We start from the raw sequence: 23588 nt of genomic DNA, 5'->3' as shown, positions 1-23588 counted from the left end.
CATGGCCAACCTCAACGAAACCGACCTGTGGGAAGCGGGCATCTACCAGCTGGAGGAAGATGACCCCGTCCTCGGCGGCCCTACGGGCGTAGACAACCGGGCGCCACGGCAGCTGGCCAACCGGGCGCTCTATCAGCGCCTGCGCAACGTCACGCCGTGGGATGCGACCTTCACCTACCCGGCGAACGTCGCGTATGTCAGCTACGCCGGCACCTCGTGGAAGAGCGTCGGGGAAAGCCTCAACGTTGCGCCAGGCACCGATGGAGCGAAATGGGTTCGCTGGGGATTCACCCTCGCCGAACTCAACGCTTCACTCGGCGATGCTGTGGCCACGCACGAAGCAAAGCCTGACCCGCACTCGCAGTACGCAACGGACGCGGACCTCACGGCTCACGCCAGCGCCGCGAACCCTCACGGGCAGTACGTCCGCCACGATGCGGCCCAAGGCTTGACCGGCCCACAGGCGGCTCAGGCGCGCACGAACATCGGCGCCGAGCCCGCCGGCACTGCGACCGCCGAGGTGCAGAAAAATGCGGCGCGATACGGTGTGGACACAGGGCCCGCGAACGCCTGCGCAGTGGCCTATGCGCCCGCGATTGCGGCGCTGGTCGACGGCATGGAGCTGTGGTTTCAGGCGGGCGCGTTGAACACCGGCGCCGCGACGCTGAACGTGAACGGCATCGGCGCAAAGACATTGGTTGGCGGGGCGCATGCGCCGCTGCAGGGCGGCGAGATCGCCGCCGGCGGAAAGTGCCACGTCGTCTGGAATGCGGCGCTTCCTGCCTTCGTGCTGCTTGAGTGCACTGGCGCCGCGTCGCAGGTGGCCCCGGGCACGAAACCGTCGCACGCGGTGCAGGTCGCGCAGGCGGCCGGCGTCGTCGGCAGCGTGCGTAACCTTCGGGCCACCCAGACGGCGGCGGCTGCAACCCTGACGATCACCGCCGACGAGATCGTGGTCCAGTCCGCGCTGGGCGGCAGCAGGTATTGCATCCCAGGCTTCAACAAGACGCTCGACGTTTCTAAGGGCGGCGCGGGCGGAATGGACGCAGGCGCGGCGCCGGCGTCGGGCTGGGTCGCCTGCTACGCCCTCGCCAACCCGCTAACCGGCGCGAATCACGTCGTCGGGATGAATGCGACTGCGGCAGTGGCGCCCGAGGTGTACAGCGGCCCGAACATGCCAGCCGGGTACACGCACTCGGCGCTGATCGGCATCTGGCCCACAACGTCCGGCGGCCTGCTGGCCATGGCGCGGCAGGTCGACCGCGAGATGTACTACTTCCAGAGCATCTACTCGGGCCCGGGCACGAACAGCACGTTTACCGCGCTGTCCATCGCAGGCGCGGTCCCCAAGAACGCGGTTCGATGGAAGGGCAATACGGCGATGGCGGCCAGCCAAGCCGGCGGGATCAGTACTGCGGTGTGTGCGACCCCGCTCGGGCAGGGGACGCCCGGCTATGTGGCTCAGCAGAGCTACGCCGGCGCAAGCGTCACCGTGGGCGGCACTTATCCCGACTGCCTCATCTCGACCCCCCAGATCACCTACTTTGCGACCTCGAATTCGGTGGGCACGGGGACTTTCACCATCAATAGCTACGGCTTCACCTTCTGAGGAGAAAGACATGCTCATCTTCGTGCAGTTCAAGGACGCGCGGCAAGAGGTGATCGTCGCCTCGTTTTCGTGCGAACAGGATGCGGGCGTGTTCCCCAACCAGGGGACTGTAAACAGCGATGACCCGCGCTACCTCGCCTTCGCGGCGACGCTGCCAGCGCTGTGGACACCCGAATGACGCGACCGCTGCACTGAACGAACCGGACCGCACGGCGCACCACTTCACAACACTCACTCTCCCACCTGGAGTTTCACCATGGCAATCACCGACTACCACCACGGCGTACGCGTCATCGAGATCACCGAAGGCACGCGCCCTATCCGAGTCATCAACACGTCCATCATCGGCCTGATCGCCACCGCGCCCGATGCCGACGCAGCGACCTTCCCGCTGGATACCCCGGTCCTCGTAACCAACGTGTACAACGCGATGGCGAAGGCCGGCACGACCGGCACGCTGAAGAAGACGCTCGAAGCCATCGCGTCGCAGGCCCGGCCGCTGACCATCGTGGTACGTGTCGCGCCGGGCAACGACGAAGCCACCACCACCACCAACGTGATCGGCACGGTGCTGCCGACCGGCCAGCGCACGGGCATGAAGGCGCTGCTCTCCGCACAAGCGAAGCTGGGCCTCAAGCCGCGCATCCTCGGCGCCCCCGGCCTCGATACGCAACCCGTGGCCGCCGCGCTGGCGACCATCGCCCACAGCCTGCGCGCCATGGCCTATGTGAGCGCGTGGGACTGCGACGCTGTCGAGGACGCAACCGCCTACCGCGAGCAGTTCGGCGCGCGCGAGCTGATGGTGATCCACCCGGACTTCCTCGCGTGGGACCTGGTCACCAGCACCAACGCGCGTGCACCCGCCGTGGCCTTCGCGCTCGGCCTACGCGCCAAGATCGACAACGAGACCGGCTGGCACAAGACACTCTCGAACGTCGCCGTCAATGGCGTTACTGGCATCAGCAAGGACATCTACTGGGACCTGCAGGACCCGGCCACCGACGCGGGTGTGCTGAATGCCGGCGACGTGACCACGCTGATCAACCGTGACGGCTACCGCTTCTGGGGTTCGCGCACCTGCAGCGACGAGCCGTTGTTCGCCTTCGAGTCGGCCACTCGAACGGCGCAGGTGCTGGCCGACACCATCGCCGAGGCGCACATGTGGGCTGTCGACAAACCGCTGCTGCCCAGCCTGGTAAAGGACATCCTCGAGGGCATCAACACCAAGTTCCGCTTCCTCACGCGCGCCGGCTACATCATGGGCGGCAGCGCCTGGGAGGTCGATGGCGACCTCAACACCGCCGACGAGCTGAAAGATGGTCGCCTGATCCTCGACTACGACTTCACTCCCGTCGCGCCCCTCGAGAACCTGATGTTCCAGCAGCGCATCACGGGCCGCTACTACGAGAACTTCGCCGACATGGTCGCCAAGGCCTGACGGTCCCTGCTCGCTGATTCACAGAGGAAGACACCATGTCCCTACCCCGCGTTCTGAAAAACTTCATCCTGTTCAACGACGGCAACGCCTACCTCGGCGAAGTGCCGGAAGCCACCCCGCCCAAGCTCAGCCGGAAGATGGAGGACTACCGCGCCGGCGGCATGAACGGCCCCGTCAACATCGACCTCGGCATGGAAGCGCTCGAGTTCGAATGGACGGCTGCCGGCTACATGAAGAGCCTGTTCACCCAGTGGGGCGCACCCACGCACGACGCCGTGCTGCTGCGCCTGACGGGCGCCGTGCAGGCCGACGACACGGCCGAGGTGCAGGCCGTCGAACTGGTGATGCGCGGCCGGCACAAGGAGATCGACTCCGGCAACGCCAAGGCCGGCGAGAAGACCGAGATCAAAGTGAAGTCCGCGCTCAGCTACTACAAGCTGGTGATGGACGGCGAAGTGCTGATGGAGATCGACTTCGTCAACATGATCGAGGTCGTCGGCGGCGTCGACCGCATGGCGCAAATCCGCCAGGCGCTGGGTCTGTTCTGACCTGACCCGCGCGCCGGCCACGGCCGGTGCCCTTCCCCGTTTCCCCCTCTCCCCTTTTCAATCATGAACATCGACACCCACACCTCCGCGCCGGCTGGCGACAGCCTGCAGGCCAGCACCAACGACACCGCCGTGGCGCAGCCCGGCGAGGTCATCCTCGACACGCCCGTGATTCGTGGCCCCCAGATCATCGGCCGGGTGATCGTGCGCAAGCCGCGCGCCGGCGAGCTGCGCGGCACGTCGCTGGCCGCCCTGATGCAGATGGACGTCCTGGCCCTGAACATGGTTCTGCCGCGCATCACGGTCCCCAGCCTCACGAAGCCCGAGGTCGAAGGGCTCGAGCCCTCCGATCTGCTGCAGCTCGGCACCGAGGTGGTGAATTTTTTGCTGCCGAGAGCAGATCGGGTGCCGGCATCCCAGGGCACATAGAAGACGCCATGGCGGACATCGCCTTCGTTTTCCACTGGAGCCCTGCCCAGATGGATGACATGACGGTGTCCGACCTGATGCAGTGGCGCGAACGCGCCCGCGAACGCCACGAACCACCGAAGTAGCAGCATGCGCCATCCCGACCGGGCCCGCCGGCCCTCTCCCAGTCCCCTACACAGCGCTCACGCCGCGTTCGGGGGTGCCCATGTCCGGTAGCGGCGATCTGCGTCTGATGGTCATCCTGCAGGCGCTGGACAAGGCCTCGGCGCCCTTCAAGCGTGTATCCGAGAGCAGCAGCAAGGCCGCCAAGGCGCTGCGCGATGCGCGCGACCGGCTGAAGGAATTGAACACGCAGCAGAAGAGCGTTGGCGAGTTCCGCGAGATCCGCGCTGGCTTGCAGGACACCGCGACCAAGCTCACGGCCGCACAGGCGCGCGTCAAGCAGCTCGCGCAGGGTCTGGGCGCCATGGGGCCACCTACCAAGTCGATGATTCGCGACTTCGCCGCGGCGAAGCGGGAAACGGCCGCGCTATCCGAGCAGCAACAGCGCCAGAGCGTGCGCGCGCAGGCGCTGCGCGACAAGCTGACCGCCGCCGGCATCAGCGCCAGCACCATGGGCTCGCACGAACGCAAGCTGCGCACCGAGATCTCAGCCACCACGCGCGCCATCGAAGAGCAGCAGGCGAAGCTCAAGCAGCTCGGCGACCGCCAGCGCGCGATGCATGCGGCGAAGGCAGACTACCAGAAGGGCCGACACCTCGGGCACAACGTGGCCGTCGCCGGCGCCGTATCGGGCGGCTCCGGCCTGGCCATCCTGCACGGCATGCACGCGCCCATCGAGGAAAGCAAGAAGTTCGCGACCGAGCAGCAGCGCGTCGCGGCGCTCGGCATGGGCGAGAAGATCACGGCCGACGCCATCGCATACGCCAAAGCCATGGAAACCTATGGCACCAGCACCCGAGACAACCTGACGCTCGTGCGCGACGGCCTGAGCGTGTTCGCGGACCTGCATCACGCCGAGATGGTGGCGCCGACGCTGGCACGAATGAAGTTCGCAAACGAGGCGATATACGGCGACGAGCAGGGTCACGAGAACGAGAAGAAGTTCATGGACATGCTCAAGGTGATCGAGCTGCGCGGCGGCCTCGAGAGCGAGCAGAAGTTCAAGGATCAGGCGGACATGATCCAGCGCGTGATCGCCGCCACCGGCGGCCGCGTGCAGGGCGAGGAATGGCTCAACGTCATCAAGACGGGCGGCATCGCGGCCAAGGGCCTCACCGACGAGGCGATGTACTACCAGATGGAGCCGCTGGTGCAGGAAATGGGCGGCCACCGCGTGGGCACCGCGATGATGTCGGCCTACTCCAACATCTACCAGGGCAAGACCACGAAGCGCGCGGCCATCAAGCTCGATGAGCTGGGCCTAATTGCCGACCCGTCGAAGGTCAAGCACGACAAGGTCGGTCAGGTCTCGCAGCTCGGCGTGGGCGCGCTGAAAGGTAGCGAGATCTTCCGCCACAACCAGTTCGAATGGATGGAGAAAATTCTGCTGCCCGAGCTGGCGAAGCGCGGCATCACCGACAAGCAAGCCGTGCTCGACGAGATGGGCGCCATGTTCAGCAACCGGACGGCCTCGAATCTGTTCTCGCAGATGTACCTGCAACGTGAGCAGATCCACAAGAACGCCAAGCTCAACTCCGGCGCCGATGGCATCGATACGCTGTACGGGCGCGCGCTGCAGACCACCTCCGGTGCCGAACTCGAGCTGGCCGCCAGACGCAACGACCTCTACAAGCAGTTCGGCGACAGCATCATGCCGGCGTACGTCGCCGCTCTGCGGTTCGCGACCGCCGCACTCAAGGGCTTCACGAACTGGATGGCCGCCAACCCGCGCCTCGCACAGGTCCTGGCCACTGGCCTCGGTGTGCTGGCGCTGGCGCTAGTGGTCATCGGCGGGGCCCTGCTCGTAGTGGCCCCCCTGCTGCTCGGCTTCATCGCCACGCGCTTCGCTTTCGCGGCCATGGGCATTCAGGGCACGCTGCTGTCGCGCGTTCTGGGTTTCGTGGCTTCTGGCTTTCGGCTGGCCGGCACCGCCCTCCTGTGGCTGGGCCGCGCGTTGCTCATGAATCCCATCGGACTGACGATCACCGCCATCGCCACAGCGGCTTATCTGATCTACCAGTACTGGGGACCCATCAGCAGCTTCTTCACGGGCCTGTGGGGTCGCGCACGGGCAGCCTTCGACCAGTTCTGGCAGTACCTCGGCGGCTCGGTGCCGGCGGCCATCGCGACCATCAGCGCTGCAATCATCAACTGGTCTCCGGCTGGCCTGCTCTACCTGGCGTTCGCAGAGGCCATGCGCTGGCTCGGCTTCGACCTGCCGGCCAAGTTCACCGAGTTCGGCGGCCAGATCATGTCGGGCCTGGCCAACGGCATCACAGGCGCGCTCGGCCAGGTCCGCGACGCGATCACAGGTGCCGCCGACTCGGCGCTGGCATGGTTCAAGGAAAAGCTCGGCATCCACAGTCCAAGCCGCATCTTCATGGCCGCCGGCGGCGAGATCAGCAACGGCGCCGCGGTTGGCATCGCCAGCCGCGCGGGCTACGTGCGGCAGGCCGCGCTCGGCGTCGCCACGGCGGCCGCCTCGGTGTTGCCGATGACGACGGCCGAGGCGAGCGCCATGCCGCGCATCGACAGCCGCGCGCCGATCAGCGCCAGCGCGGCGCCGTACGCGCCGGCGGGCGGCGACAGGTACGAGATCCACATTCACGCGGCCCCTGGCATGGACCCGCAGGCCATCGCCCGCGCCGTGTCGGCCGAGCTGGACCGCCGCGCCCGCACCAAGAGTGCCGCCAGCCGCTCCTCGCTGTCCGACATCGACTGACCGGAGATCCGCACCATGGACATGATGATGGCCTTGGGCCAGTTCGTTTTCTGCCTCTCGACCCTCGCCTACCAAGACTTGCAGCGGCAGATGAAGTGGCGCCACGCCAGCAACAGCCGCATCGGCGCGCGCGCGGCGCGGCAGTTCCTCGGCGTGGGCGATGACACCTTCCACCTGTCGGGCGTTCTGATGCCCGAGCTGACCGGTAGCACCGTCGCCCTCGACGAGCTGCGCGAAATGGGCAACCTGGGCGCCTCCTGGCCGCTGGTCGATGGCACGGGGGTCGTATACGGCCTCTACGTCATCGAGGGCCTGAACGAGACGAAGACGGTGTTCCTGTCGAACGGCGCCGCGCGCCGCATTGAGTTCCAGCTGCAACTCGAGCGCGTCGACGACGAGCTGACCGACTCCATCGGCGAAGACGAGGAAGTGGTGGCGTGACGATGGGCCCGACCGAACGTCCAGCACATCCGGCACCGACCTACCGTCTCAAGATCGGCGACCGCGATATCACGCCAGCCATCGATGCGCGCCTGATCAGCGTGACGTTGACCGAGTGCCGCGGGCAGGAAGCCGACCAGCTCGACCTCGTGCTGTCGGACCACGATGGCGCACTCGAGATCCCCGGTCGTGGCCGAGTGCTGCAACTGGCCATCGGTTGGAGCGGCACCGACCTCGTCGACAAGGGAACCTTCATCGTCGACGAGGCCGAGCACAGTGGCGCGCCGGACCAGATCTGCATCCGTGCACGCAGCGCTGAGATGCGGCAGTCGCTGCGCACGCGGGTCGAGCACAGTTTCCACGACACCACGCTGGGCGCGGTTCTGCAGCAGACCGCCGCGCGGCACCTGCTGCTCGCGCGAATCGATCCCGCTCTCGGCGCTCGGCAGATCGCGCACATCGACCAGACCAACGAGAGCGACTTGAACTTCATCACACGCCTCGCCAAGCTGCACGACGCTGTCGCGACCGTGAAGCGCGGGCGGCTGCTGTTCCTGCCAATCGTCGGCACCACCACCTCGAGCGGCGACGGCCTGCCGGTCATCGAAATCACACGCGCCGACGGCGACAACCACCGGTACCACACCAGCGACCGCGACGCGTACAGCGGCGTGAGGGCCTACTGGCATGACCCGAAGCGCGCGAAGCGGCGCGGCGTGCTGGTCGGTGTGAGCGGCAACGCGAAGCGGCTGAAGGAGACGTTCGCGAACGAGGCCGATGCGCGCGTGGCGGCGCAGGCAGAGTGGCGGCGCATCCAGCGCGGTGCGGCCACCTTCGAGCTGCACTTAGCACTTGGGCAGCCGCTGCTGACGCCTCAGACGCCGGTGAAGGTTTCAGGATGGAAGAAGGTGATCGACGACACGGACTGGTTGTCGATCAAGGTTCGGCACACGATGACGCCGGACGGCGGCTTCACCAGCCATGTAGAGTTCGAAGTTTCCGGAGCTGAAGATGCAGAGCAAAGCACGGTTGCCGACGACAATTGAACGTTGGTCGGGCCAGCAGCGCACGCTCTTTGGTCAGATTGTTTAAAGCCTGAAAGCGCTTCAATGTTAACCATCAAGAAGAACGACCCAGACATCATTGATCACACGCAACTTCCCGACAGCAAATCCAAGGCGAACGCCATCGCTCTAGTTCAGGACTTCATGAGCGAAGCCGAGCCCTTAGAAAAGGGGCATCTCGTAGTCCTTCGCGATGTGCGTACGGGCGCGATTTTTGTCGAGTGCCACGTGCGTGCAAATTACTTGATCAAGCTCGGCACTGTGGATGTCCCTCTTGACCCCGAGGAACAAGCGGAGTATCGGGCCAACAGAGAGATAGTAGAAGACCACGTCGCATTCGAGCAGATGAAGGAAGACGCTCTTCAGAAGCGAACATTCAGTAATCTGGTATGTGAGTTCACTCGAGCTTTCGATTCGACGCGTCCATTAAAAATTGTTGGTGGGCAACACAGGTTTACTGCAATCCAAGGTGCGCTCTCGCAAGGCGTTGATGAACTGCACGGCCTCAAGGTTTACTTTGGATTGGACAACGAGCAGCGGATCGATGTACAGCTCATCTCCAACACGAACATCGCGGTGTCTACTGACTTGTTCGACCGGATGCAGGAAACACTTGCCGGTCCGCAACTGAGGAACTGGTGCCAAAAGGCAGGCCTACTCCCCGAAGGCCAAGACTTTGCAGACAAGCGAGCGAGAGCGGCGCCATTGACGGTACGTGCAGCGCGCACTTTCATCGTCAACTACTTTCTAGGTCAAGGTGTTGATCCGACGAAATTCGACAGTTCGGAGACAACTCCGATCATGTCCAAGTCTGGATCGACTGATGCGGATTGGCAGGCTCTTAAAACCCAAAAGCCCAAGCTTTGGGATGACGCAGGCCTTCTTGCCGCGGGGAAGGCATTTGCCGGCCTGATCGGTGCCCAGCGAGACGCATTCGCACCTGAGACTACTGGCAAAAAAGGCAATCTTGATTTCGGCGAAAAGGCTTTGAACTACGCAGTTCTAAGCGCATGGGCATTTGTAGCGGGTGTTCTCTACAAGAATACGCCGCGCCTGCAGCGACACTTTAATCTGAAAGACATATCAAGTAAGGATCCGCTGAACGCTGCGGTGCTTGCAAAGGGTCGCCACAAAACCGACTCGGAGAGCTATCGAGGCCTCGGCTATCGCACCGACGCAAAAGAGCGCGGACGGCTGGCTGAGCTGTTCTTCCTTCAGGCCGAAAAGGGCGCTGGAATCAGTTCGTCGCTTGTAGACGTGGCCATCTTGAAGTTTCATGCCAAGGAAGCCCAGTTGGACGTAATCCGAGCGCAGCAAAAGGTCGCGAATACATGAGCGATATCGACATGCTCTCCACCCAGCTGTTCGAGGAAGCAAAGCGCTTCCTTGAAAAGGCGCTGGAGGAATCTGAAGCGGCGGCTGCTCGTGAAGCGTACGCGCATGCCGCCTTGCTGCTTGCCTTCAGTTCGTTGGAGTCGCACATCAACGCAGTAGCGGACGAACTGACGTTGCGGCCAAACCTGCACGTGCTCGATCGATCCATTCTCACCGAGAAGGAATTCGCGCTTGAGAAGGGCCGATTCATAATCAAGGATAGGCTCAAGATATATCGGTTTGAGGATCGGTTGTCGTACATCCTGGCCAATTTCTCGTCATCCGACCCATTTGCCTCCGGGAAGCCAAGCTGGTGGCCAGCACTTAGTGCAGGCTTCAACCTGCGGAACAAGCTTGTGCATCCCAAAGAGAACATTCAATTGACGGCAGCGGCGGTTTCAGCAGCAATGCAGGCAATCTTTGAATGCCTGAACGCCTTGTTCACGGCAATATATAACCGCCCGTTCCCAAGTTTTAAGCGCGGACTCCAATCATCTCTCAACTTTTGAAGCTGCACCCTGCGTAACTGGTGGCGAAGAACGTGCGCCGCGCTTTATATGGCCTTCCCACGCCAGCAATTCACGGGCCTTAAGCTTCACGACAACTACTTGTGTTTCGCATCGTGGTCACCGTAAATATACGAGGTCAAAATGTTCACTGAGGCATTTAAAGCATCAACCAAGTACGGCGACTTCAAGGGCACATCCCAAGTCGACAACGCTGATAGGAACAGCCCTCGTGAATTTTTGCAGACTATGGGCTTCCTGAGAGACGCTGGCGAGATCGTGCTTGGGATCGAGGCCCACACTGGTGAAATGCATGGCAGGTTCGACGACCCCATTGCGGTCACGTTCTACCTTGCTCAGAAAGGTGACCATGAGTCGGTCAAAGCGATGATCGACGCTGCCAACGGACCTGTCATGGTCCGCCGTATCAACATCGATATGGCAATTGCAGATTTTCTCGGCCTGTTCAAACGCTTCTCCATCGCGTTTTCCAGCCATGCGATGCTCGAAGGCAGAAAAATCACCTATCTCGACTATTGATGAGAACGCGTCGACTATGTCTCATGACCGTCCATGTCAGCGCATCCGGACCTTGCCGCATGTTGAGATTCGTCGCCAACACCGGTGCTGACTTACTCGCAGCAAGCCCCGTTATTCGCTGGACTGGAAGAGCGCGTATGCAGCGCGGCTGACCTCATCGATGTCAAGCCAGTCATCGCTAAATCCCCATCGAATTAGCGCCCACAGCAGCTGAAGCCATGGTGGCCTTCGGTTATCCGGTCTTCTGTTTCGCGAGCGAAGAAAGTACCCTCCGGGCTGCAGCCCTCCCTTCTTCGTCTGCATTTTCGTAGTTGTCGAGAAGAGCCCTCTTTTCCGCGTTGAGGGTCCCGCCTGCAACAGGCGTGTATTGCCCGGTCAAGACGTAGAGCACATCTACACCTTGGGAAGCTGCGACCGCAAGAAAGTCAGCCTTGGGCGCCGAGTTCCCGCGCTCCCAGTCCTGCTCCGCACGTAGCGAAACGCTGCCCATTTCTGCAAAAGCTGTCTGGGACATGCCGAGGCGCTCTCGCTCCTCACGGAGCCGTGCGCCTATAGATAAGCGGATTTCTTCTTCCATTCAGTTGTAATAAGCAGTTTTCTGCTCTATAGTCCGCTTCACTGTGCAATTTTCCGTGTTGTGAGCATACACAGCCCCTTTCATATGTCATCGCCCATGAAGACCGTCAAAACCCGCGTGCGCCGCGCCCCGAACGGGACAGTAAGTGACAGACCCGTCGCTGTACGGCTGCATCCGGAGGAATTAGAGCGCTTCAAGAGCCTCGCGGCGCGGGAGCAGCGCTCCATGGCATCGGTCCTGCGCCTCGCAGCCCTGCGCGGCCTTGAGGAGTGCGACCGCACCAACACGCCGCTCGCGGCCTGATCTTTCCCTGTACCTCCCCTCGGAAGGCTCCACCCATGTACCCCGACCCGAAGCGCATTCGCACCAACCGCTACACGATCCGTCTCGACGACTACGAGGACGGCCTCGTCAACGCGATGGCGACCTATCAAGGTGAGCAGCTCTCGACGCTGTTGCGCGAACTCGCACTTCGTGAAGCGCGGCAGGTGCTTGGTCTTGTACATGAGCCGAGTCTGGACCAGCGCGTCGCCTGAAGGAAGGCCGCAAACAGCCGCTTCAAGGCGCAACAAGAGCAGCCGAAAAGATGCCCGAGCACACCATCACCTTCACGGACGAAGACCACGCGCTGATCGAGCGCGTGCAGTCGGATCGCGGGCTTCCCTCGCTCGAAGCGGCGGCAGAGTGGCTTGTGAAGGCGCGGCTTCGTCGCGCTGCGCGCGCAACGACCGGCCGCGGCCGGGCCTTGTATCTGGTCGATCCCCAACCTCGCAAGGAGCGGCAATGAGACTTCGCTGCCCCCACTGCGACACCCTCGGCACGATCACGACGACGAAGGCGCTGTCGGCCACCGTCTCGCAGCACTACGTCATCTGCAGCAACCACGAGTGCGGCCACACCTGGCGCGCAACCACGGAAGCCGACATGACGATCTCGCCCTCGGCCACACCTGATCCTGCCGTGTCGCTGCCCCTGTCGTCGCACATGCGGCGCGACGTGATCGCACACCAGATCCGCAGCGGTGCCACTGCGGAATACACGCCGCTCAAGACGCCGCCCACGACGCGCGATCTGTTCCAGCCGGCCGATGCCGGCGGGCCTTCATAGCAGCCAGAGCGCCCCGCTCTTCCCCCTTTTCTTAACCCCTGCGGTGCCTGTTCGGAGGCCCTGCGGGATGTGCTCACCCCGGAGGTTTCCAAATGACAGCTCCCCCCTCTCGCAACCCCTCTGCCAGGAGCGCCGCATGAACACGGCCGCGCTCATCAAGCTCTGGAACGTGACGCAGGTCCACCAAGGAACGTCGGGCGCCCGCGCGGCTGCTGGTGTGCTGCTCGGCCTGTACAACGGCTCGCGCTTCCCCTTCGATCTCACGGATCTGCGCGTGCTGGACAACGCGCACCTCGAGGCAGCCATCACCGTGATCAACGACGACGCGGGGCGCTGCCAGATGGAGGTCCACGCGTGGCTCAACCGCCTCACGGGCCGCCGCGACTTCGGACAGCGCTTCGAGCACCTGGCGCACGAGTGGAAACACAAGGGCAAATGCAAGCGCGAGTACCTCGACGTGCTCGAGCCAGCGCACTTGACCATCGTCCCACCGACACCGGCCGCACCGCCGGGCACGCTGCACCTCTGCGACGAAAGCGAGCCGGCATGAGCGCCAACCTCCTCGACGGGGGCGGCAACCACTGGACCGCCCACGGCCAGACGATCTGCCACCGGCAGAACGGCAATCCCGGTGCCGCTGCAGGCGTCGAGATCGACGTCTACTCGTATCACAGCGCCGGAGGAAGCAACCGGAGCCATCGCCCCTTCGTCTTGCTCGTCATCGGGTCCGGCCCGTCAGCCGGCATCCTGCCCCTGCACATCACGCCGAACGATGCGCGTGCGCTGGCGACGGCCATCCATCGTGCCGCAGCCACTGCGGACGCGGCCGACGCCGCCGTGCAGGCGCGGCGCCGCAGCGGGGTGCCCGCCTGATGCGCCGAGATGACGTTCGCTCCTTGCAGCCGCGCGCGTTTGCAGGCGCTGTGCTGCCCCTGCTGCCTGCCCTCGTGGTGGTGGTGATCGCTGTCCTGCTCGGGCGCGCGCTCGCGCTCGCCGAGCTGCTTTGAGGGGCACATGAGCGGAGACCTCCTCAACGACATCGCCGACGCGCTGGTCAACGACTACGAGTTCAAGCGCACGAGCGATGGCCGGTTCCTGCAGAAAGGCGTCTGCCCGGCCTGCAGCAAGAAGTCTATGTGGACCTATGCGACCAGCCCGTGGGTGGTCCGCTGCGACCGCTTGAACAACTGCGGTTTCGAAGCTCACGCGAAGGACCTCTATCCGGACTTCTTCAACTCGTGGACCGAGCGCTACCAGAAGCCCGAGCAGGCGAAGCCGCCCGAGCAGCAGAACGAAAACGCTGCAGCGGATGCCTACCTTGAGAAGGGCCGTGGTTTCGACTTGGCGCTGATCAAGGGCGCCTACACGCAGGAGCACTACTTCGACGCGCGTGCCGATCAGGGCCGCAGCGCTGGCACTGGCACTGTGCGCTTCCAGCTCGAGGGCACCTGGTGGGAACGCTTCTTCGACCGGCCGCACCGCTTCGGCAAGAAGAAGGCGAACTTCAAGACGGGCGGCAGCTACGCGGGCACCTGGTGGGCCATGCCCGGGCTGTCGTTCGTCGCGCCGCCGGCGCCCACGCCGGAGACTGCTCTCGCCCAGGCGCTGCAGGCCGCATCGCCAGCGGGCCCGGCGCGGGCTGCCAGCACACCTCCCGAAGAGCTGTGGCTCGTTGAAGGCATCTTCGATGCCATCGCCCTTGCGCACCATGGTATCGCCGCCGTGGCGCTACTCAGCTGCAACAACTACCCCGAGAAGGCGCTGGCGGAGGTAAGGGCCATCGTCGAGGCCCAGAACGGCGCCGCCAGCATGCCCTCGCTCGTCTGGGCCTTCGACGCAGACCGGGCCGGCCAGGACTTCACGATCAAGTACGTGAAACGCGCGCGCGAAGCAGGCTGGATCTGCTCGGCGGCGCAGATCCCCCAGCGCGGCAAGGCAAAGATCGACTGGAACGACCTGCACCAGCGCGGCCGGCTCGAGGACAAGCACCTCGAGGACTACCGCTACCAGGGCGCCCTGTTGCTGGCCGCCACGCCTCAGGACAAGGCCCTGCTGATCTACAACCGCAGCAGCAAGACGAGCTTCGACTTCGACCACAGCAACCGCCTGTACTGGTTCAAGCTCGACCTCGACAGGTACGGCAAGGCCGAAGACCGCATCAAGGAATCCATCGCCGAAGGCCACAGCAAGCCGCTGACCGACGAGGAGCTTCGTACACAGGCGCTGAAGGAATCCGGCGTCCTGCAGCCCATCGCCAACTGCAAGCCGCAGGCGCTCTACTACCAGCGCAACGAGATCACCGGCGATGCCTGGTACTACTTCCGCGTCTCGTTTCCACACGACGGACCCGAGATCAAGGGCACCTTCACCGCAGGGCAACTGACCACCGGCAGCGAGTTCAAGAAACAGTTGCTGCACATGGCGGCTGGCGCGATCTTCAGCGGCAGCAGCCAGCAGCTCGAAGTGATGATGCAGCGCCAGCTGGACAACATCAAAACGGTCCAGACCGTCGACTTCATCGGCTACAGCGCCGCCCACAAGACCTACCTCCTCGGCAAGGTGGCCGTGCGCGCAGGCGCCATCCACGAGGCCAATAAAGAGGACTACTTCGACTTCGACAAGCTGTCGATCAAGACGCTGCAGAAGTCGATTCATCTGCACGTCAACACCGACCGCGAGGGCTACGAGCGCACCTGGCAGAAACACCTCTGGTCAGCCTTCGGCGCCAAAGGCTACATCGCCCTCGCCTACTGGTTCGGCAGCCTGTTCGCCGAGCAGGTGCGCGCCGAGCAGCAGAGCTTTCCGTTCCTCGAGATCGTGGGTGAGCCCGGCTCGGGCAAGACGACGCTGATCCAGTTCCTCTGGAAGCTGCTGGGACGCGACTACGAGGGCTTCGACCCTTCTAAGTCCACCTCGGCGGGCCGCCTGCGCACGTTCACACAGGTCAGCAACCTGCCCATCGTGCTGATCGAGTCCGACCGCGAGACGAAGAACGGCAACCAGTCGCACGTGAAGAGCTTCGACTGGGACGAGCTCAAGGACGCCTACAACGGCAACAGCATCCGCACCACCGGAGTGAAGACCGGCGGCAACGAGACCTACGACCCGCCGTTCCGCGCGTCCATCGTCATCAGCCAGAACAACCAGGTGCAGGCCTCGCAAGCCATCATGGAGCGCATCTGCCACATGACCTTCGACACCCGAGGGTTCACGTCGGCGAGCTACGAGAGCGCCAAGGCGCTCGAGAAGGTCGAGATCGAGCAGGTCAGCGGCTTCATTCTGGCTGCGCTGAAGCGCGAAGCCGACGTGATGGCGAGGGTGGCCGCTGATCATGACGAGAACATCCGGTTCCTGCTCGCGCAGGACGGCATTCACAAGCCGCGCATCGCGAAGAACCACGCCCAGCTGCTCGCCATGGCGAAGGCGCTGCGCAGCATCTTCGCAGTGTCCGACGAGCAGTTCGCACAGGTGCAGTCGCAGGTCGTGGCAATGGCGCGCGAGCGCCAGCAGGCCATCAACGCCGATCACCCACTTGTCCACGAGTTCTGGGAGGCCTTCGACTACCTCGACGCCCTCGGCTACACGAACGTCAAGGGCGAGCACTTCGACCGCCCGTTGCTCAACCACAGCCGCGACGACAAATTGATCGCTGTGAACTTGAACGAGTTCGTCGAGCGCGCGAACGCTCACCGCCAGCAGATCCCGCTGCTGGCCGACCTGAAAAAGGTGCTGCGCACCAGCAAGACCCGCCGCTTCATCGAGATCCGCTCGGTGAACAGCGCCATCCGCACCGGCCTCACGCCGGCCATCGACGCCGAAGTTGCGAAGACCGTCCCGAAGACCGTGCATTGCTGGGTCTTCGAGCGGCCCGGGCGCGGCGCCTGACCCATGACCCCCACCCCCATGCACATCACCCGCTCGCGGCCCTTCCGCTGCCACTACCGCCACGCCGTGCCCGGCCAGGCGCCCATCGCCCTCTTCGTCCAGCTGCGTGCTCGCGACGCTGACGCCGCGCGGCAGCTCGCTGAGACCGCGCTGGGCCGCTTGGTCGACCGCGTCGAGCCCGCCCCCTTCCCGCCTTCCATCACCACCAACCCTGCAAAGGAGGTCTGACCATGCACGCCTACCTCGTGAAGGTCATCGACGCCACCGGCGTCTTCTACGGCTACACCCAGCTCGCCAACTCGTGCGCCGCAGCCGAAGGCATCGCCTTCGACCGTTTCGGCGCCGTGCGGCTGCTCAGCGTGCGGAGGTCTGCATGACCGGCCCCCGCAAGACCATGCCCACGCGGAGCATCTACGCCCCCGGCTTCAAGTACCGAAACTCGGTGCATACCGACATCAGCGAAACCTTCAAGGCTGCGCGCCGGGCTCTTGCCAGAGAAGCACAGAGGAAGGCCGCAGAGCGCCAGCAGAGCCTCGAACTCGACAACGTTGTGACCATGCCCGCCCGAGGCGCGAAATGAGCGCCTACGAGCTGATTTCAGGGCCTGAGGCAACGGCCGTGGTGGCGCTGCATGCCTCGCCGGCATGCACGGGCCACAGCAGGCCTTTCGTGCGCCCGCTTGCGACGTCCTTCCGCGCCTGCGAGCTGTGCACCCATTCGACGGCAACCGCCGGCCGGCTGCTGTGCGACAGCCCGGCGGTGCGGCTGTCGGGCCATCCGGAAGCGCTCGAGGTGGCGCGCTCGGCATCCGGGAGCTGCGGGCCGAACGCGCGCCACCTCGACATCCCGGCCTGGCACTGACGACAAGAAGCCGTCATGGCCCACGCGAACCCGCCCACCGACCAACTGCTGCGCGAGACCTGCGCGCGCATGGCAGAGCGCTTTCACTGGGCCGACGACTTCGACACCGTGATGCAAGACCGCGTGCGCAGCCGCATGGTGCGCCTGGCGGCCCGACATCCCACCGCCGCCGCAGGGGCGGCCCCTCGAGCACCTTGCGCGCCCGCGTGGCGCCCCCGACCGCCCGCCACCGGCGGCCGCTTTCTCGACCGCAAGCGCGCCGCATCCGGCGAGCGCGACGACGACTGATCAACCCGAAAAGAACCTCCATGAATCGTGTCTACATCGAATCGCCGCGTCGCTGCGGCAAGACCGCCCAGAGCGGCATCACCGTGATCGCCTTCACCGGAAGGACCGGCGCAGGCAAGGACAGTGCCGCCACCGTCCTGCTCAACCACCGCCAGTTCGAGACCCTCGCGTTCGGCGATGCCCTGCGGCGCGAGATCGCCGCGGCGTGGCGCATCGACGAGCGCATGCTCAACCATCGCCCGACCAAAGAATGGGCTATTCCGGCGCTGGCCGTGGGCATGTGCGGCGAGCCCGCTTTCATCAGCTGGTGTTTCGACGCCGACGAGAGCCTGCACGAGCCGCGCAGCCCGCGCTGGGTGATGCAGCACTGGGCAGACTTCCAGCGTCGCTACCGTCCGAGCTACTACGCCGACATCGCGACCCGCTGGATCGCTAGGAAGGCGGCGGTCGGGTTCCGTCGATTCGCGCTTACCGATCTACGCGACCCCGTCGAAGTAGCGGCGCTGCATGCGCTCGGCGTGCAGCTGAACATCGTTCGGGTCCACAGCCCGAACGCCACCACCCTCAGCGTCGATACAGCGCGCCACAGCAGTGAACGGCACCAGATCGCCGCCGACTTCGATTTGCAGAACGATGGGAGCCTCGAGGCGTTGCGTGACAGCGTGCTGACTCTTCCCCCAGTCCGTGGTTCGGTTGACGGGCTCGAAGAATGAGCCAGATCGATTCAACTCTCGATGTACTTCTTCTCAAAATTTGGCGGCGGAAGACCCAATCAGCTTTGCGCAATAACCTCAGCGTTTCGACCGTGCAAGAACGCATCCAAGTCTTTCCTCGACTCCTCAATAAGCACCACAGAACGATCAACGACGTCACCAAGCGCACTGAACTGCTCAGGCATCTCGCGGAGGTTCCTGACCAGGCCTATCTGTTTGAGCTTCCTAATCGAAAGCTTGCTTTGATCAACAAGTTCGCAAGCATGAGTAAGGCGCCGAGCAGACTTTTTGGGCATCGGCAGAAGATTCATCAGTTGCCCCTCGTCTGGCATGGGCATGAAATCGAACTGCGCTTGCATTGTCTCGAGCAGTTGCATCGGATCAGCTGCTTCTGGCACAGATCGAATATGGCTGGCCAAACGTTCGAGCTGGACCGGAAGGCCGGAAGTCATGAGGAGAACCTTAGACGCCACAATTTCGGCTCGTGCAAGGTCGCGCTGCACCGTTGCTGCTTTTTCAGCTCGTCGTTGCCACATCGCTATGCCGACCGCCGCGCAAATAGCAATAACCGAAAAAATCGCTTGAACCCAGCTCGCCCATTCGTTCTTTTGCATGCAGGTCGACCAGTGGTCTATCCAAAGAAAGCAGTAGTCAGGTGGGACGGGGGGCATGTAGGTTCTCCTCTTTCCGCGCGCATGGTATCGCGGGCCCGTAGATCAACTGCCTCATCTATGTCATCGCGAGTGCGATCAACGGCCACGCAACCGGTCGTTGCTTCTGGACGCACTGCCTGAAATGGAGCGACTGATCATGCATACGCCACAACCCACCGTACTCGCCGCCAGCGAGCAGCTGAAGCAATACCCCGCCGGCGCACTACTGCGCGTGAAAGACATCTGCGGCGACCGCCAGCACGGAAAGCCGGGGCTATTGCCCATCGTGAGCCGCACATGGCTGAAATGGGTCGAACAAGGCAAGGTTCCTGAGGGCATCTTGCTCGGGGCGCGTACGCGGGTATGGCCTGTCGAGCAGGTGCTGGCCGTGCGGGAAGGCCTGAAGAACTAGGTTGCGGCCAACTGGTCGATGTAGTCCGCCAGGAACTGCATCGCCCTCTTCCTCTCCTCGGCGTGCTCCGCGTGCGTGTACGCCGCCACCACTTGGCTCTTCTCCGCGTGCGCAAGCAACAGCTCAACCACATCCCTCCCGAAGCCATGCTCCCGCAGCAGGGTAGCTGCGGTGCCCCTCATGCCGTGCGGGCTGAACTCTGGAACTCCAAAGTCGATTCGCTTCACGAAGTGATTGAGCGTCACATCACCCATGGGTACGCCGCCGCGAAAGATTGAGGGGAACACATAGTCCCCGTGCCCTGTGAGCGTATGCACAATTTGAAGAGTGCTGGCTGCCTGCGTCGACAGGAAAACGCGATGCGCCTTCTTCATCTTCATGCGTGAGGCTGGAATATTCCAGATGCCGGCTTCCAGATCAAACTCCTCCCACTTCGCCCGCAGCAATTCGATCTTCCGAGTCATCGTCAACAGCAGTAGCTTAGTGGCCGCCACGGTTGTTGCATGAGCGCCCTGTCGGTCGACGGCTTTCCAGAACGCTGCCAGCTCCTTCTCGTTCAGATGTCGGTGATGCTTCACCGGTGCGCGCGTCACGACTCCTCGCAGCGGCGTTGCCGGGTTGCTCTTCACGATCAGCTTGCGGATCGCGTAGTTGAAGATCTGTTGGATGATGACCCGAATGCGCTCGGCCGTGACAGAGGTGTCCAGGCGCTTCTCAATGATGCGAAGCACGTGTTCAGGCTCAACCTCATCGAGCGCTTTTTCGCCGATGGCCGGGTAAACATATTCCTGCAGCCACCGCAGAGTTTGTGAACGATAGTTCGCCGAACGGTAGAACAGTGTCTCGTCGACCCACAGCTCCGCGAAGGTCTTGAAGGTCACGGCTCGCGCTTCGGCAGCACGTCGCTCATCTAGAGCCGACTGCTTCTGCCGAGCGGGGCTCTCGTTGCGCTCAACCACTGCGCGGAACTCCTCGTGTTTGTCTCGCGCCTGCTTGATGCTGAAAGCCGGGTAGGAGCCGATGGTCACCTTCTCACGCTTGCCGTTCAGGTGGTACTTGTATCGCCACACCTTCGACCCCGATGGCAGCACCTCGATGTGCAGCCCCCCACCGTCCGTCATTGAATATGGTTTCTCGCGTGGTGCCGCGTTGTTGATGGTTGCCGGTTTGAGGGAGTAGTTGACGTGGCGCATGGGGCGATTTTTGGGGCCATGCAGAAAATCATGGCCCGGCTGCATGGCCCCAAATATAAGGCAACGTAGTTCAACATCGGGCGATCAAAAACAATTCGGCCCCGTCTTCCACAGAGGGAAACGGGGCCGAATGTTCAACTCGGTTCAACACCGAGCACCGACTTACATATTGTCGATCATGACTTGCCCGAAGCCCGAGCAACTCACTTGCGTCGCGCCATCCATCAGGCGCGCGAAGTCATAGGTGACCTTCTTGCTGGCGATCGACTTTTCCATCGAGCTGATGATGAGGTCAGCCGCTTCCTTCCAGCCCATGTGGCGCAGCATCATTTCAGCCGAGAGAATTTCGGAACCGGGGTTCACGTAATCCTTGCCGGCGTACTTGGGGGCCGTGCCGTGTGTGGCTTCGAACATGGCGACGGTATCGCTCAGGTTCGCACCTGGGGCGATGCCGATGCCGCCAACCTGCGCGGCCAACGCGTCCGACACGTAATCGCCGTTGAGGTTGAGCGTGGCAATCACGCTGTACTCGGCCGGGCGCAGCAGAATCTGCTGCAGGAAGGCGTCGGCGATGCTGTCTTTGACGGTGATTTCCTTGCCCGACTGCGGATTCTTGAACTTCATCCAGGGGCCGCCGTCGATCAGCTCGGCGCCGAACTCCTTGGCGGCCAGGTTGTAGCCCCAGTCACGGAAGCCACCTTCGGTGAACTTCATGATGTTGCCCTTGTGCACCAGGGTGACGCTGGACTTGTCGTTGTCGATGGCATATTGAAATGCCTTGCGCACCAGACGCTCGGTGCCTTCGATCGACACGGGCTTGACGCCGATGCCCGAGGTGTCGGGGAAGCGGATCTTCTTGACGCCCATTTCGTCCTGGAGGAACTTGATGAGCTTCTTGGCCTTGTCGCTCTCGGCTTCGAATTCGATACCGGCATAGATGTCTTCCGAGTTCTCTCGGAAGATCACCATGTTGGTCTTGTGCGGCTCGCGCACCGGGCTGGGCACGCCCTGGAAATACCGGATCGGACGCAGGCAGACGTACAGGTCGAGCTCCTGGCGCAACGCGACGTTCAGCGAGCGGATGCCACCGCCGACGGGCGTGGTGAGCGGGCCCTTGATGGAGATGACGTAGTCGCGCACGGCGTGCAGCGTTTCCTCGGGAAGCCAGACGTCGGGGCCGTAGACCTTGGTCGACTTCTCGCCAGCGTAGACCTCCATCCAGTGGATCTTCTTCTTGCCGCTGTAGGCCTTGGCCACTGCGGCATCGACCACCTTCAGCATGACGGGAGTGATGTCCAGACCGGTGCCGTCGCCTTCGATGAAGGGAATGACCGGTTCGTCAGGCACATTCAGCGAGTTGTCGGCGTTGACCGTGATCTTCTGACCTTCGGTCGGGACTTTGATGTGCTGATAACTGGACATGAGGGGGTATGGCTCCGGGGATCGGCTTAATTTTGACGACTGTCAGCGAATTCAGACACGGCGCGGATTCGCTGTACAGCCAGTGAACAAATCGCTGTACATTTTAGACGCAACCCCACAGCAAGCGTTTGTCAACCGACGGGCCAATGGGCTCGTTAGTGGCAGACCTTCTGCTCGCCGGGAGGCGTTTCCAACCAATTCTCGATAGAGGAATCATCAATGAGCAAAATTCTCGCAGTCATGATCGCTGGCCTGTTCGCCGCTGGCGCCTACGCCCAAAACCCGGCTGGCACGACGCCCGAACAAGGTAACGCCACGAACAGCAAGTCGCAGCAACGTGCTGAAACCAAGAAGGCTGCCAAGCCCGCTGGCCAAGTCAAGGCTGCCGGTGGTGACGAAGCCAAGACGCCCGAAGGCGGCGCCATTGGTGCCGACAAGGCTGCTGCCTCCGGCGAGAAGCGCGCTGAAACCCGCGACCAGCGTCGTCGCAACAAGGACGGCAGCATCAAGCGCAAGTCGACCCAAGGCGCCACCCCGAAGTAATTCGGCAGGCCTCGAAAAAAGCGCTCTATCGGAGCGCTTTTTTTTCGTCTTCCCTCGTCAGATGGCTGTCAACCGCGACGCGCAGGGCCCGTTGAATGTCTACCTTCCGCAGGAAGGGCAATCCAGATCAACGAATTTCAAAGGATTTCTTCATGAACAAGCTGCTCGCAGCCCTGGTCGCCGGCCTCTTCGCTGCCGGTGCTTTCGCTCAACAAGCCGAACCCACCACGGCCGCTCCCGCAGCCCCGAAGGTTGCCAAGCACGCTTCCGCCAAGAAGCACGTTGCTGCCAAAAAGCACAAGGTTCGCCACATGGCCAAGGCCCACACGGCCACCGCCAAGAAGGTGTAAGCTTTCAAGCTCACCGGCAATGCCCGCATCAGCGGGCATTTTTATTGGCATTTTTTGATTTAGGCCGGGCCCCCATCCCGCCCTGAAAGAGTTGTCCGATGTTCAAGCGTCTCGCCGCCCTGCTCCTCGTGTCCGCGTCCTTCATGATGTCGGCGCATGCCCAGCAGCAACCACAGACCGACCTGCCACGCACGCAGCTTTCGGTCGGCCTGTACAAGATCGACGCGCAGATTGCGCAAACACCCCAGCAACGCGAAATCGGCCTGATGTTCCGCAAGGAAATGCCGCAGGCCGAAGGCATGATCTTCGTGTTCGAGCAGCCTGCCACGCAATGCTTCTGGATGCGCAACACGATCCTGCCGCTCACCGCCGCCTTCGTGGCCGACGACGGCCGCATCGTCAACCTGGTCGACATGCAGCCGATGACCGAGAACTCGCATTGCTCGCTGGAGCCAGTGCGCTACGTGCTCGAAATGAACCAGGGCTGGTTCGCCAAGAAGAACATCAAGAAGGGTGCCAAGCTCGGCGGCGAGTTGTTCGCAGCCGCCAAACGCTGAGAGCATCTGCCGGCCAGCTCCCGGCTGCAGCCCACGAAAAAGCCGACCCTGGGGTCGGCTTTTTTACTGGGGAACGCTCGGAATCAACCGAAGTTCTTGGCGGCGAAGTCCCAGTTGGCCAGCTTGGCCAGGAAGGTCTCGACGAACTTCGGGCGCAGGTTGCGGTAGTCGATGTAGTACGCGTGTTCCCACAC

34 protein-coding genes are annotated in these 23588 nt (G+C 63.1%); 29 read left to right on the top strand and 5 right to left on the bottom strand.

The genetic code is table 11. The annotated features are described in order from the left end of the window. The first annotated feature begins 1 nt into the window (after position 1). The 12 genes from BM013_RS41610 (at position 2) to BM013_RS00105 (ending at position 10833) form a co-directional block, all read left to right on the top strand. Positions 2 to 1609 (top strand): hypothetical protein, encoded by a 1608-nt coding sequence (locus BM013_RS41610; protein ID WP_218153621.1) that lies wholly within the window; start codon positions 2 to 4, stop codon positions 1607 to 1609. A 10-nt stretch (positions 1610 to 1619) separates the two neighbouring features. Further along, positions 1620 to 1787: a hypothetical protein gene (locus tag BM013_RS41110; RefSeq protein ID WP_177225392.1), complete on the top strand. Its 168-nt coding sequence runs from the start codon at positions 1620 to 1622 to the stop codon at positions 1785 to 1787. 78 nt (positions 1788 to 1865) lie between these two features. Further along, positions 1866 to 3047: a phage tail sheath protein gene (locus tag BM013_RS00150; protein WP_093121346.1), complete on the top strand. Its 1182-nt coding sequence runs from the start codon at positions 1866 to 1868 to the stop codon at positions 3045 to 3047. A 35-nt stretch (positions 3048 to 3082) separates the two neighbouring features. Then, positions 3083 to 3595, top strand: a complete 513-nt coding sequence (locus BM013_RS00145; protein WP_093121345.1) for a phage major tail tube protein — start codon at positions 3083 to 3085, stop codon at positions 3593 to 3595. A gap of 63 nt (positions 3596 to 3658) precedes the next feature. After that, the gene (locus tag BM013_RS00140; RefSeq protein WP_256221316.1) at positions 3659 to 4024 is read left to right on the top strand and encodes a phage tail assembly protein; all 366 of its coding nucleotides are present in this window, start codon (positions 3659 to 3661) and stop codon (positions 4022 to 4024) included. Between the two features lie 8 nt (positions 4025 to 4032). After that, positions 4033 to 4149 carry a GpE family phage tail protein gene (locus BM013_RS00135; protein WP_093121344.1) on the top strand — a complete coding sequence of 39 codons (117 nt, stop codon included), beginning with the start codon at positions 4033 to 4035 and terminating at the stop codon, positions 4147 to 4149. A 107-nt stretch (positions 4150 to 4256) separates the two neighbouring features. Continuing rightward, the gene (locus BM013_RS00130) at positions 4257 to 6908 is read left to right on the top strand and encodes a phage tail tape measure protein (RefSeq protein ID WP_256221315.1); all 2652 of its coding nucleotides are present in this window, start codon (positions 4257 to 4259) and stop codon (positions 6906 to 6908) included. 15 nt (positions 6909 to 6923) lie between these two features. Further along, a complete protein-coding gene (locus tag BM013_RS00125; protein WP_256221314.1) occupies positions 6924 to 7349 on the top strand; it encodes a phage tail protein in 426 nt (141 codons plus the stop codon). A gap of 2 nt (positions 7350 to 7351) precedes the next feature. Beyond that, the gene (locus BM013_RS00120; protein ID WP_093121342.1) at positions 7352 to 8395 is read left to right on the top strand and encodes a phage late control D family protein; all 1044 of its coding nucleotides are present in this window, start codon (positions 7352 to 7354) and stop codon (positions 8393 to 8395) included. 63 nt (positions 8396 to 8458) lie between these two features. Further along, a complete protein-coding gene (locus BM013_RS00115) occupies positions 8459 to 9748 on the top strand; it encodes a hypothetical protein (protein WP_218153620.1) in 1290 nt (429 codons plus the stop codon). After that, positions 9745 to 10296, top strand: a complete 552-nt coding sequence (locus BM013_RS00110) for a hypothetical protein (protein WP_093121340.1) — start codon at positions 9745 to 9747, stop codon at positions 10294 to 10296. The genes BM013_RS00115 and BM013_RS00110 overlap by 4 nt, the downstream gene beginning before the upstream one ends. Before the next feature lie 141 nt (positions 10297 to 10437). Further along, complete coding sequence (locus BM013_RS00105; protein ID WP_143098212.1) at positions 10438 to 10833, top strand: hypothetical protein; 396 nt, start codon at positions 10438 to 10440, stop codon at positions 10831 to 10833. A 232-nt stretch (positions 10834 to 11065) separates the two neighbouring features. Here BM013_RS00105 and BM013_RS00100 read toward each other — a convergent pair whose 3' ends face one another. Next, positions 11066 to 11410: a helix-turn-helix domain-containing protein gene (locus BM013_RS00100; protein ID WP_093121337.1), complete on the bottom strand. Its 345-nt coding sequence runs from the start codon at positions 11408 to 11410 to the stop codon at positions 11066 to 11068. A 96-nt stretch (positions 11411 to 11506) separates the two neighbouring features. Between BM013_RS00100 and BM013_RS40335 the strand changes: the two genes are divergently transcribed. The 13 genes from BM013_RS40335 to BM013_RS00045 all read left to right on the top strand — a co-directional run bounded on the left by BM013_RS40335 (position 11507) and on the right by BM013_RS00045 (position 18264). After that, complete coding sequence (locus BM013_RS40335; RefSeq protein WP_143098211.1) at positions 11507 to 11713, top strand: hypothetical protein; 207 nt, start codon at positions 11507 to 11509, stop codon at positions 11711 to 11713. Between the two features lie 35 nt (positions 11714 to 11748). Further along, positions 11749 to 11946 (top strand): hypothetical protein, encoded by a 198-nt coding sequence (locus BM013_RS00095; RefSeq protein WP_093121335.1) that lies wholly within the window; start codon positions 11749 to 11751, stop codon positions 11944 to 11946. Between the two features lie 50 nt (positions 11947 to 11996). Next, positions 11997 to 12197 (top strand): hypothetical protein, encoded by a 201-nt coding sequence (locus BM013_RS00090; RefSeq protein WP_093121332.1) that lies wholly within the window; start codon positions 11997 to 11999, stop codon positions 12195 to 12197. Next, positions 12194 to 12517 (top strand): ogr/Delta-like zinc finger family protein, encoded by a 324-nt coding sequence (locus BM013_RS00085; protein WP_093121330.1) that lies wholly within the window; start codon positions 12194 to 12196, stop codon positions 12515 to 12517. Before BM013_RS00090 ends, BM013_RS00085 begins: the two co-directional genes overlap by 4 nt. Before the next feature lie 136 nt (positions 12518 to 12653). Continuing rightward, positions 12654 to 13067 (top strand): DUF7673 family protein, encoded by a 414-nt coding sequence (locus BM013_RS00080; RefSeq protein ID WP_093121329.1) that lies wholly within the window; start codon positions 12654 to 12656, stop codon positions 13065 to 13067. Then, on the top strand, positions 13064 to 13390 hold the full coding sequence (locus tag BM013_RS41105; RefSeq protein ID WP_093121327.1) for a hypothetical protein: 327 nt from the start codon (positions 13064 to 13066) through the stop codon (positions 13388 to 13390). Before BM013_RS00080 ends, BM013_RS41105 begins: the two co-directional genes overlap by 4 nt. A 141-nt stretch (positions 13391 to 13531) precedes the next feature. Then, complete coding sequence (locus BM013_RS00070) at positions 13532 to 16402, top strand: toprim domain-containing protein (RefSeq protein ID WP_093121326.1); 2871 nt, start codon at positions 13532 to 13534, stop codon at positions 16400 to 16402. Positions 16403 to 16405: 3 nt separating this feature from the next. Continuing rightward, positions 16406 to 16630, top strand: a complete 225-nt coding sequence (locus BM013_RS00065; RefSeq protein ID WP_143098210.1) for a hypothetical protein — start codon at positions 16406 to 16408, stop codon at positions 16628 to 16630. Between the two features lie 2 nt (positions 16631 to 16632). Then, complete coding sequence (locus BM013_RS41100) at positions 16633 to 16779, top strand: hypothetical protein (RefSeq protein WP_177225391.1); 147 nt, start codon at positions 16633 to 16635, stop codon at positions 16777 to 16779. Next, on the top strand, positions 16776 to 16982 hold the full coding sequence (locus tag BM013_RS00060) for a hypothetical protein (RefSeq protein ID WP_093121322.1): 207 nt from the start codon (positions 16776 to 16778) through the stop codon (positions 16980 to 16982). The genes BM013_RS41100 and BM013_RS00060 overlap by 4 nt, the downstream gene beginning before the upstream one ends. After that, a complete protein-coding gene (locus BM013_RS00055) occupies positions 16979 to 17263 on the top strand; it encodes a hypothetical protein (RefSeq protein ID WP_093121320.1) in 285 nt (94 codons plus the stop codon). The genes BM013_RS00060 and BM013_RS00055 overlap by 4 nt, the downstream gene beginning before the upstream one ends. 15 nt (positions 17264 to 17278) lie before the next feature. After that, the gene (locus BM013_RS00050; RefSeq protein ID WP_093121319.1) at positions 17279 to 17551 is read left to right on the top strand and encodes a hypothetical protein; all 273 of its coding nucleotides are present in this window, start codon (positions 17279 to 17281) and stop codon (positions 17549 to 17551) included. Positions 17552 to 17571: 20 nt separating this feature from the next. Beyond that, positions 17572 to 18264, top strand: a complete 693-nt coding sequence (locus tag BM013_RS00045; protein ID WP_093121318.1) for a nucleoside/nucleotide kinase family protein — start codon at positions 17572 to 17574, stop codon at positions 18262 to 18264. Between the two features lie 59 nt (positions 18265 to 18323). On the opposite strand, the gene BM013_RS40325 is transcribed toward BM013_RS00045, so the two are convergent. After that, complete coding sequence (locus BM013_RS40325) at positions 18324 to 18878, bottom strand: hypothetical protein (protein WP_143098209.1); 555 nt, start codon at positions 18876 to 18878, stop codon at positions 18324 to 18326. A 181-nt stretch (positions 18879 to 19059) separates the two neighbouring features. Between BM013_RS40325 and BM013_RS00035 the strand changes: the two genes are divergently transcribed. Next, complete coding sequence (locus BM013_RS00035; RefSeq protein WP_093121315.1) at positions 19060 to 19329, top strand: helix-turn-helix transcriptional regulator; 270 nt, start codon at positions 19060 to 19062, stop codon at positions 19327 to 19329. Here the strand turns inward: BM013_RS00035 and BM013_RS00030 are convergent. Then, the gene (locus BM013_RS00030; protein WP_093121314.1) at positions 19326 to 20522 is read right to left on the bottom strand and encodes a tyrosine-type recombinase/integrase; all 1197 of its coding nucleotides are present in this window, start codon (positions 20520 to 20522) and stop codon (positions 19326 to 19328) included. The two genes, BM013_RS00035 and BM013_RS00030, sit on opposite strands and share 4 nt — an antisense overlap. Before the next feature lie 162 nt (positions 20523 to 20684). After that, positions 20685 to 21944 carry an NADP-dependent isocitrate dehydrogenase gene (gene icd, locus BM013_RS00025; protein ID WP_093121313.1) on the bottom strand — a complete coding sequence of 420 codons (1260 nt, stop codon included), beginning with the start codon at positions 21942 to 21944 and terminating at the stop codon, positions 20685 to 20687. A 219-nt stretch (positions 21945 to 22163) separates the two neighbouring features. Between icd and BM013_RS00020 the strand changes: the two genes are divergently transcribed. From BM013_RS00020 to BM013_RS00010, 3 genes are all read left to right on the top strand, one after another. Continuing rightward, positions 22164 to 22487, top strand: a complete 324-nt coding sequence (locus BM013_RS00020; RefSeq protein ID WP_093121312.1) for a nuclear transport factor 2 family protein — start codon at positions 22164 to 22166, stop codon at positions 22485 to 22487. A 152-nt stretch (positions 22488 to 22639) separates the two neighbouring features. After that, on the top strand, positions 22640 to 22837 hold the full coding sequence (locus tag BM013_RS00015; protein ID WP_093121311.1) for a hypothetical protein: 198 nt from the start codon (positions 22640 to 22642) through the stop codon (positions 22835 to 22837). Between the two features lie 98 nt (positions 22838 to 22935). Then, the gene (locus BM013_RS00010) at positions 22936 to 23394 is read left to right on the top strand and encodes a DUF192 domain-containing protein (protein ID WP_093121309.1); all 459 of its coding nucleotides are present in this window, start codon (positions 22936 to 22938) and stop codon (positions 23392 to 23394) included. Positions 23395 to 23477: 83 nt separating this feature from the next. Here the strand turns inward: BM013_RS00010 and BM013_RS00005 are convergent. Further along, a partial coding sequence (locus tag BM013_RS00005) for a Fe-Mn family superoxide dismutase (protein ID WP_218153631.1) occupies positions 23478 to 23588 on the bottom strand: 111 nt, incomplete at its 5' end.

This window comes from Variovorax sp. OK605, from assembly GCF_900115445.1.
In the GTDB taxonomy this organism is placed as follows: Bacteria; Pseudomonadota; Gammaproteobacteria; order Burkholderiales; family Burkholderiaceae_C; genus Variovorax.
This window is presented reverse-complemented; position numbering and strand designations above follow the sequence as displayed.

Coding starts and splice junctions, on each gene's coding strand:
- BM013_RS00030 (WP_093121314.1), bottom strand. CDS start 20,522: ATGCGCCACGTCAACTACTCCCTCAAACCGGCAACCATCAACAACGCG.
- BM013_RS00150 (WP_093121346.1), top strand. CDS start 1,866: ATGGCAATCACCGACTACCACCACGGCGTACGCGTCATCGAGATCACC.
- BM013_RS00115 (WP_218153620.1), top strand. CDS start 8,459: ATGTTAACCATCAAGAAGAACGACCCAGACATCATTGATCACACGCAA.
- BM013_RS41610 (WP_218153621.1), top strand. CDS start 2: ATGGCCAACCTCAACGAAACCGACCTGTGGGAAGCGGGCATCTACCAG.
- BM013_RS41100 (WP_177225391.1), top strand. CDS start 16,633: ATGCACGCCTACCTCGTGAAGGTCATCGACGCCACCGGCGTCTTCTAC.
- BM013_RS00070 (WP_093121326.1), top strand. CDS start 13,532: ATGAGCGGAGACCTCCTCAACGACATCGCCGACGCGCTGGTCAACGAC.
- BM013_RS41110 (WP_177225392.1), top strand. CDS start 1,620: ATGCTCATCTTCGTGCAGTTCAAGGACGCGCGGCAAGAGGTGATCGTC.
- BM013_RS00110 (WP_093121340.1), top strand. CDS start 9,745: ATGAGCGATATCGACATGCTCTCCACCCAGCTGTTCGAGGAAGCAAAG.
- BM013_RS00035 (WP_093121315.1), top strand. CDS start 19,060: ATGGAGCGACTGATCATGCATACGCCACAACCCACCGTACTCGCCGCC.
- BM013_RS00130 (WP_256221315.1), top strand. CDS start 4,257: ATGGTCATCCTGCAGGCGCTGGACAAGGCCTCGGCGCCCTTCAAGCGT.
- BM013_RS40335 (WP_143098211.1), top strand. CDS start 11,507: ATGAAGACCGTCAAAACCCGCGTGCGCCGCGCCCCGAACGGGACAGTA.
- BM013_RS00120 (WP_093121342.1), top strand. CDS start 7,352: ATGGGCCCGACCGAACGTCCAGCACATCCGGCACCGACCTACCGTCTC.
- BM013_RS00135 (WP_093121344.1), top strand. CDS start 4,033: ATGGCGGACATCGCCTTCGTTTTCCACTGGAGCCCTGCCCAGATGGAT.
- BM013_RS41105 (WP_093121327.1), top strand. CDS start 13,064: ATGAGCGCCAACCTCCTCGACGGGGGCGGCAACCACTGGACCGCCCAC.
- BM013_RS00105 (WP_143098212.1), top strand. CDS start 10,438: ATGTTCACTGAGGCATTTAAAGCATCAACCAAGTACGGCGACTTCAAG.
- BM013_RS00080 (WP_093121329.1), top strand. CDS start 12,654: ATGAACACGGCCGCGCTCATCAAGCTCTGGAACGTGACGCAGGTCCAC.
- BM013_RS00050 (WP_093121319.1), top strand. CDS start 17,279: ATGGCCCACGCGAACCCGCCCACCGACCAACTGCTGCGCGAGACCTGC.
- BM013_RS40325 (WP_143098209.1), bottom strand. CDS start 18,878: ATGCAAAAGAACGAATGGGCGAGCTGGGTTCAAGCGATTTTTTCGGTT.
- BM013_RS00125 (WP_256221314.1), top strand. CDS start 6,924: ATGGACATGATGATGGCCTTGGGCCAGTTCGTTTTCTGCCTCTCGACC.
- BM013_RS00055 (WP_093121320.1), top strand. CDS start 16,979: ATGAGCGCCTACGAGCTGATTTCAGGGCCTGAGGCAACGGCCGTGGTG.
- BM013_RS00100 (WP_093121337.1), bottom strand. CDS start 11,410: ATGGAAGAAGAAATCCGCTTATCTATAGGCGCACGGCTCCGTGAGGAG.
- BM013_RS00060 (WP_093121322.1), top strand. CDS start 16,776: ATGACCGGCCCCCGCAAGACCATGCCCACGCGGAGCATCTACGCCCCC.
- BM013_RS00020 (WP_093121312.1), top strand. CDS start 22,164: ATGAGCAAAATTCTCGCAGTCATGATCGCTGGCCTGTTCGCCGCTGGC.
- BM013_RS00140 (WP_256221316.1), top strand. CDS start 3,659: ATGAACATCGACACCCACACCTCCGCGCCGGCTGGCGACAGCCTGCAG.
- icd (WP_093121313.1), bottom strand. CDS start 21,944: ATGTCCAGTTATCAGCACATCAAAGTCCCGACCGAAGGTCAGAAGATC.
- BM013_RS00090 (WP_093121332.1), top strand. CDS start 11,997: ATGCCCGAGCACACCATCACCTTCACGGACGAAGACCACGCGCTGATC.
- BM013_RS00085 (WP_093121330.1), top strand. CDS start 12,194: ATGAGACTTCGCTGCCCCCACTGCGACACCCTCGGCACGATCACGACG.
- BM013_RS00065 (WP_143098210.1), top strand. CDS start 16,406: ATGACCCCCACCCCCATGCACATCACCCGCTCGCGGCCCTTCCGCTGC.
- BM013_RS00010 (WP_093121309.1), top strand. CDS start 22,936: ATGTTCAAGCGTCTCGCCGCCCTGCTCCTCGTGTCCGCGTCCTTCATG.
- BM013_RS00145 (WP_093121345.1), top strand. CDS start 3,083: ATGTCCCTACCCCGCGTTCTGAAAAACTTCATCCTGTTCAACGACGGC.
- BM013_RS00015 (WP_093121311.1), top strand. CDS start 22,640: ATGAACAAGCTGCTCGCAGCCCTGGTCGCCGGCCTCTTCGCTGCCGGT.
- BM013_RS00045 (WP_093121318.1), top strand. CDS start 17,572: ATGAATCGTGTCTACATCGAATCGCCGCGTCGCTGCGGCAAGACCGCC.
- BM013_RS00095 (WP_093121335.1), top strand. CDS start 11,749: ATGTACCCCGACCCGAAGCGCATTCGCACCAACCGCTACACGATCCGT.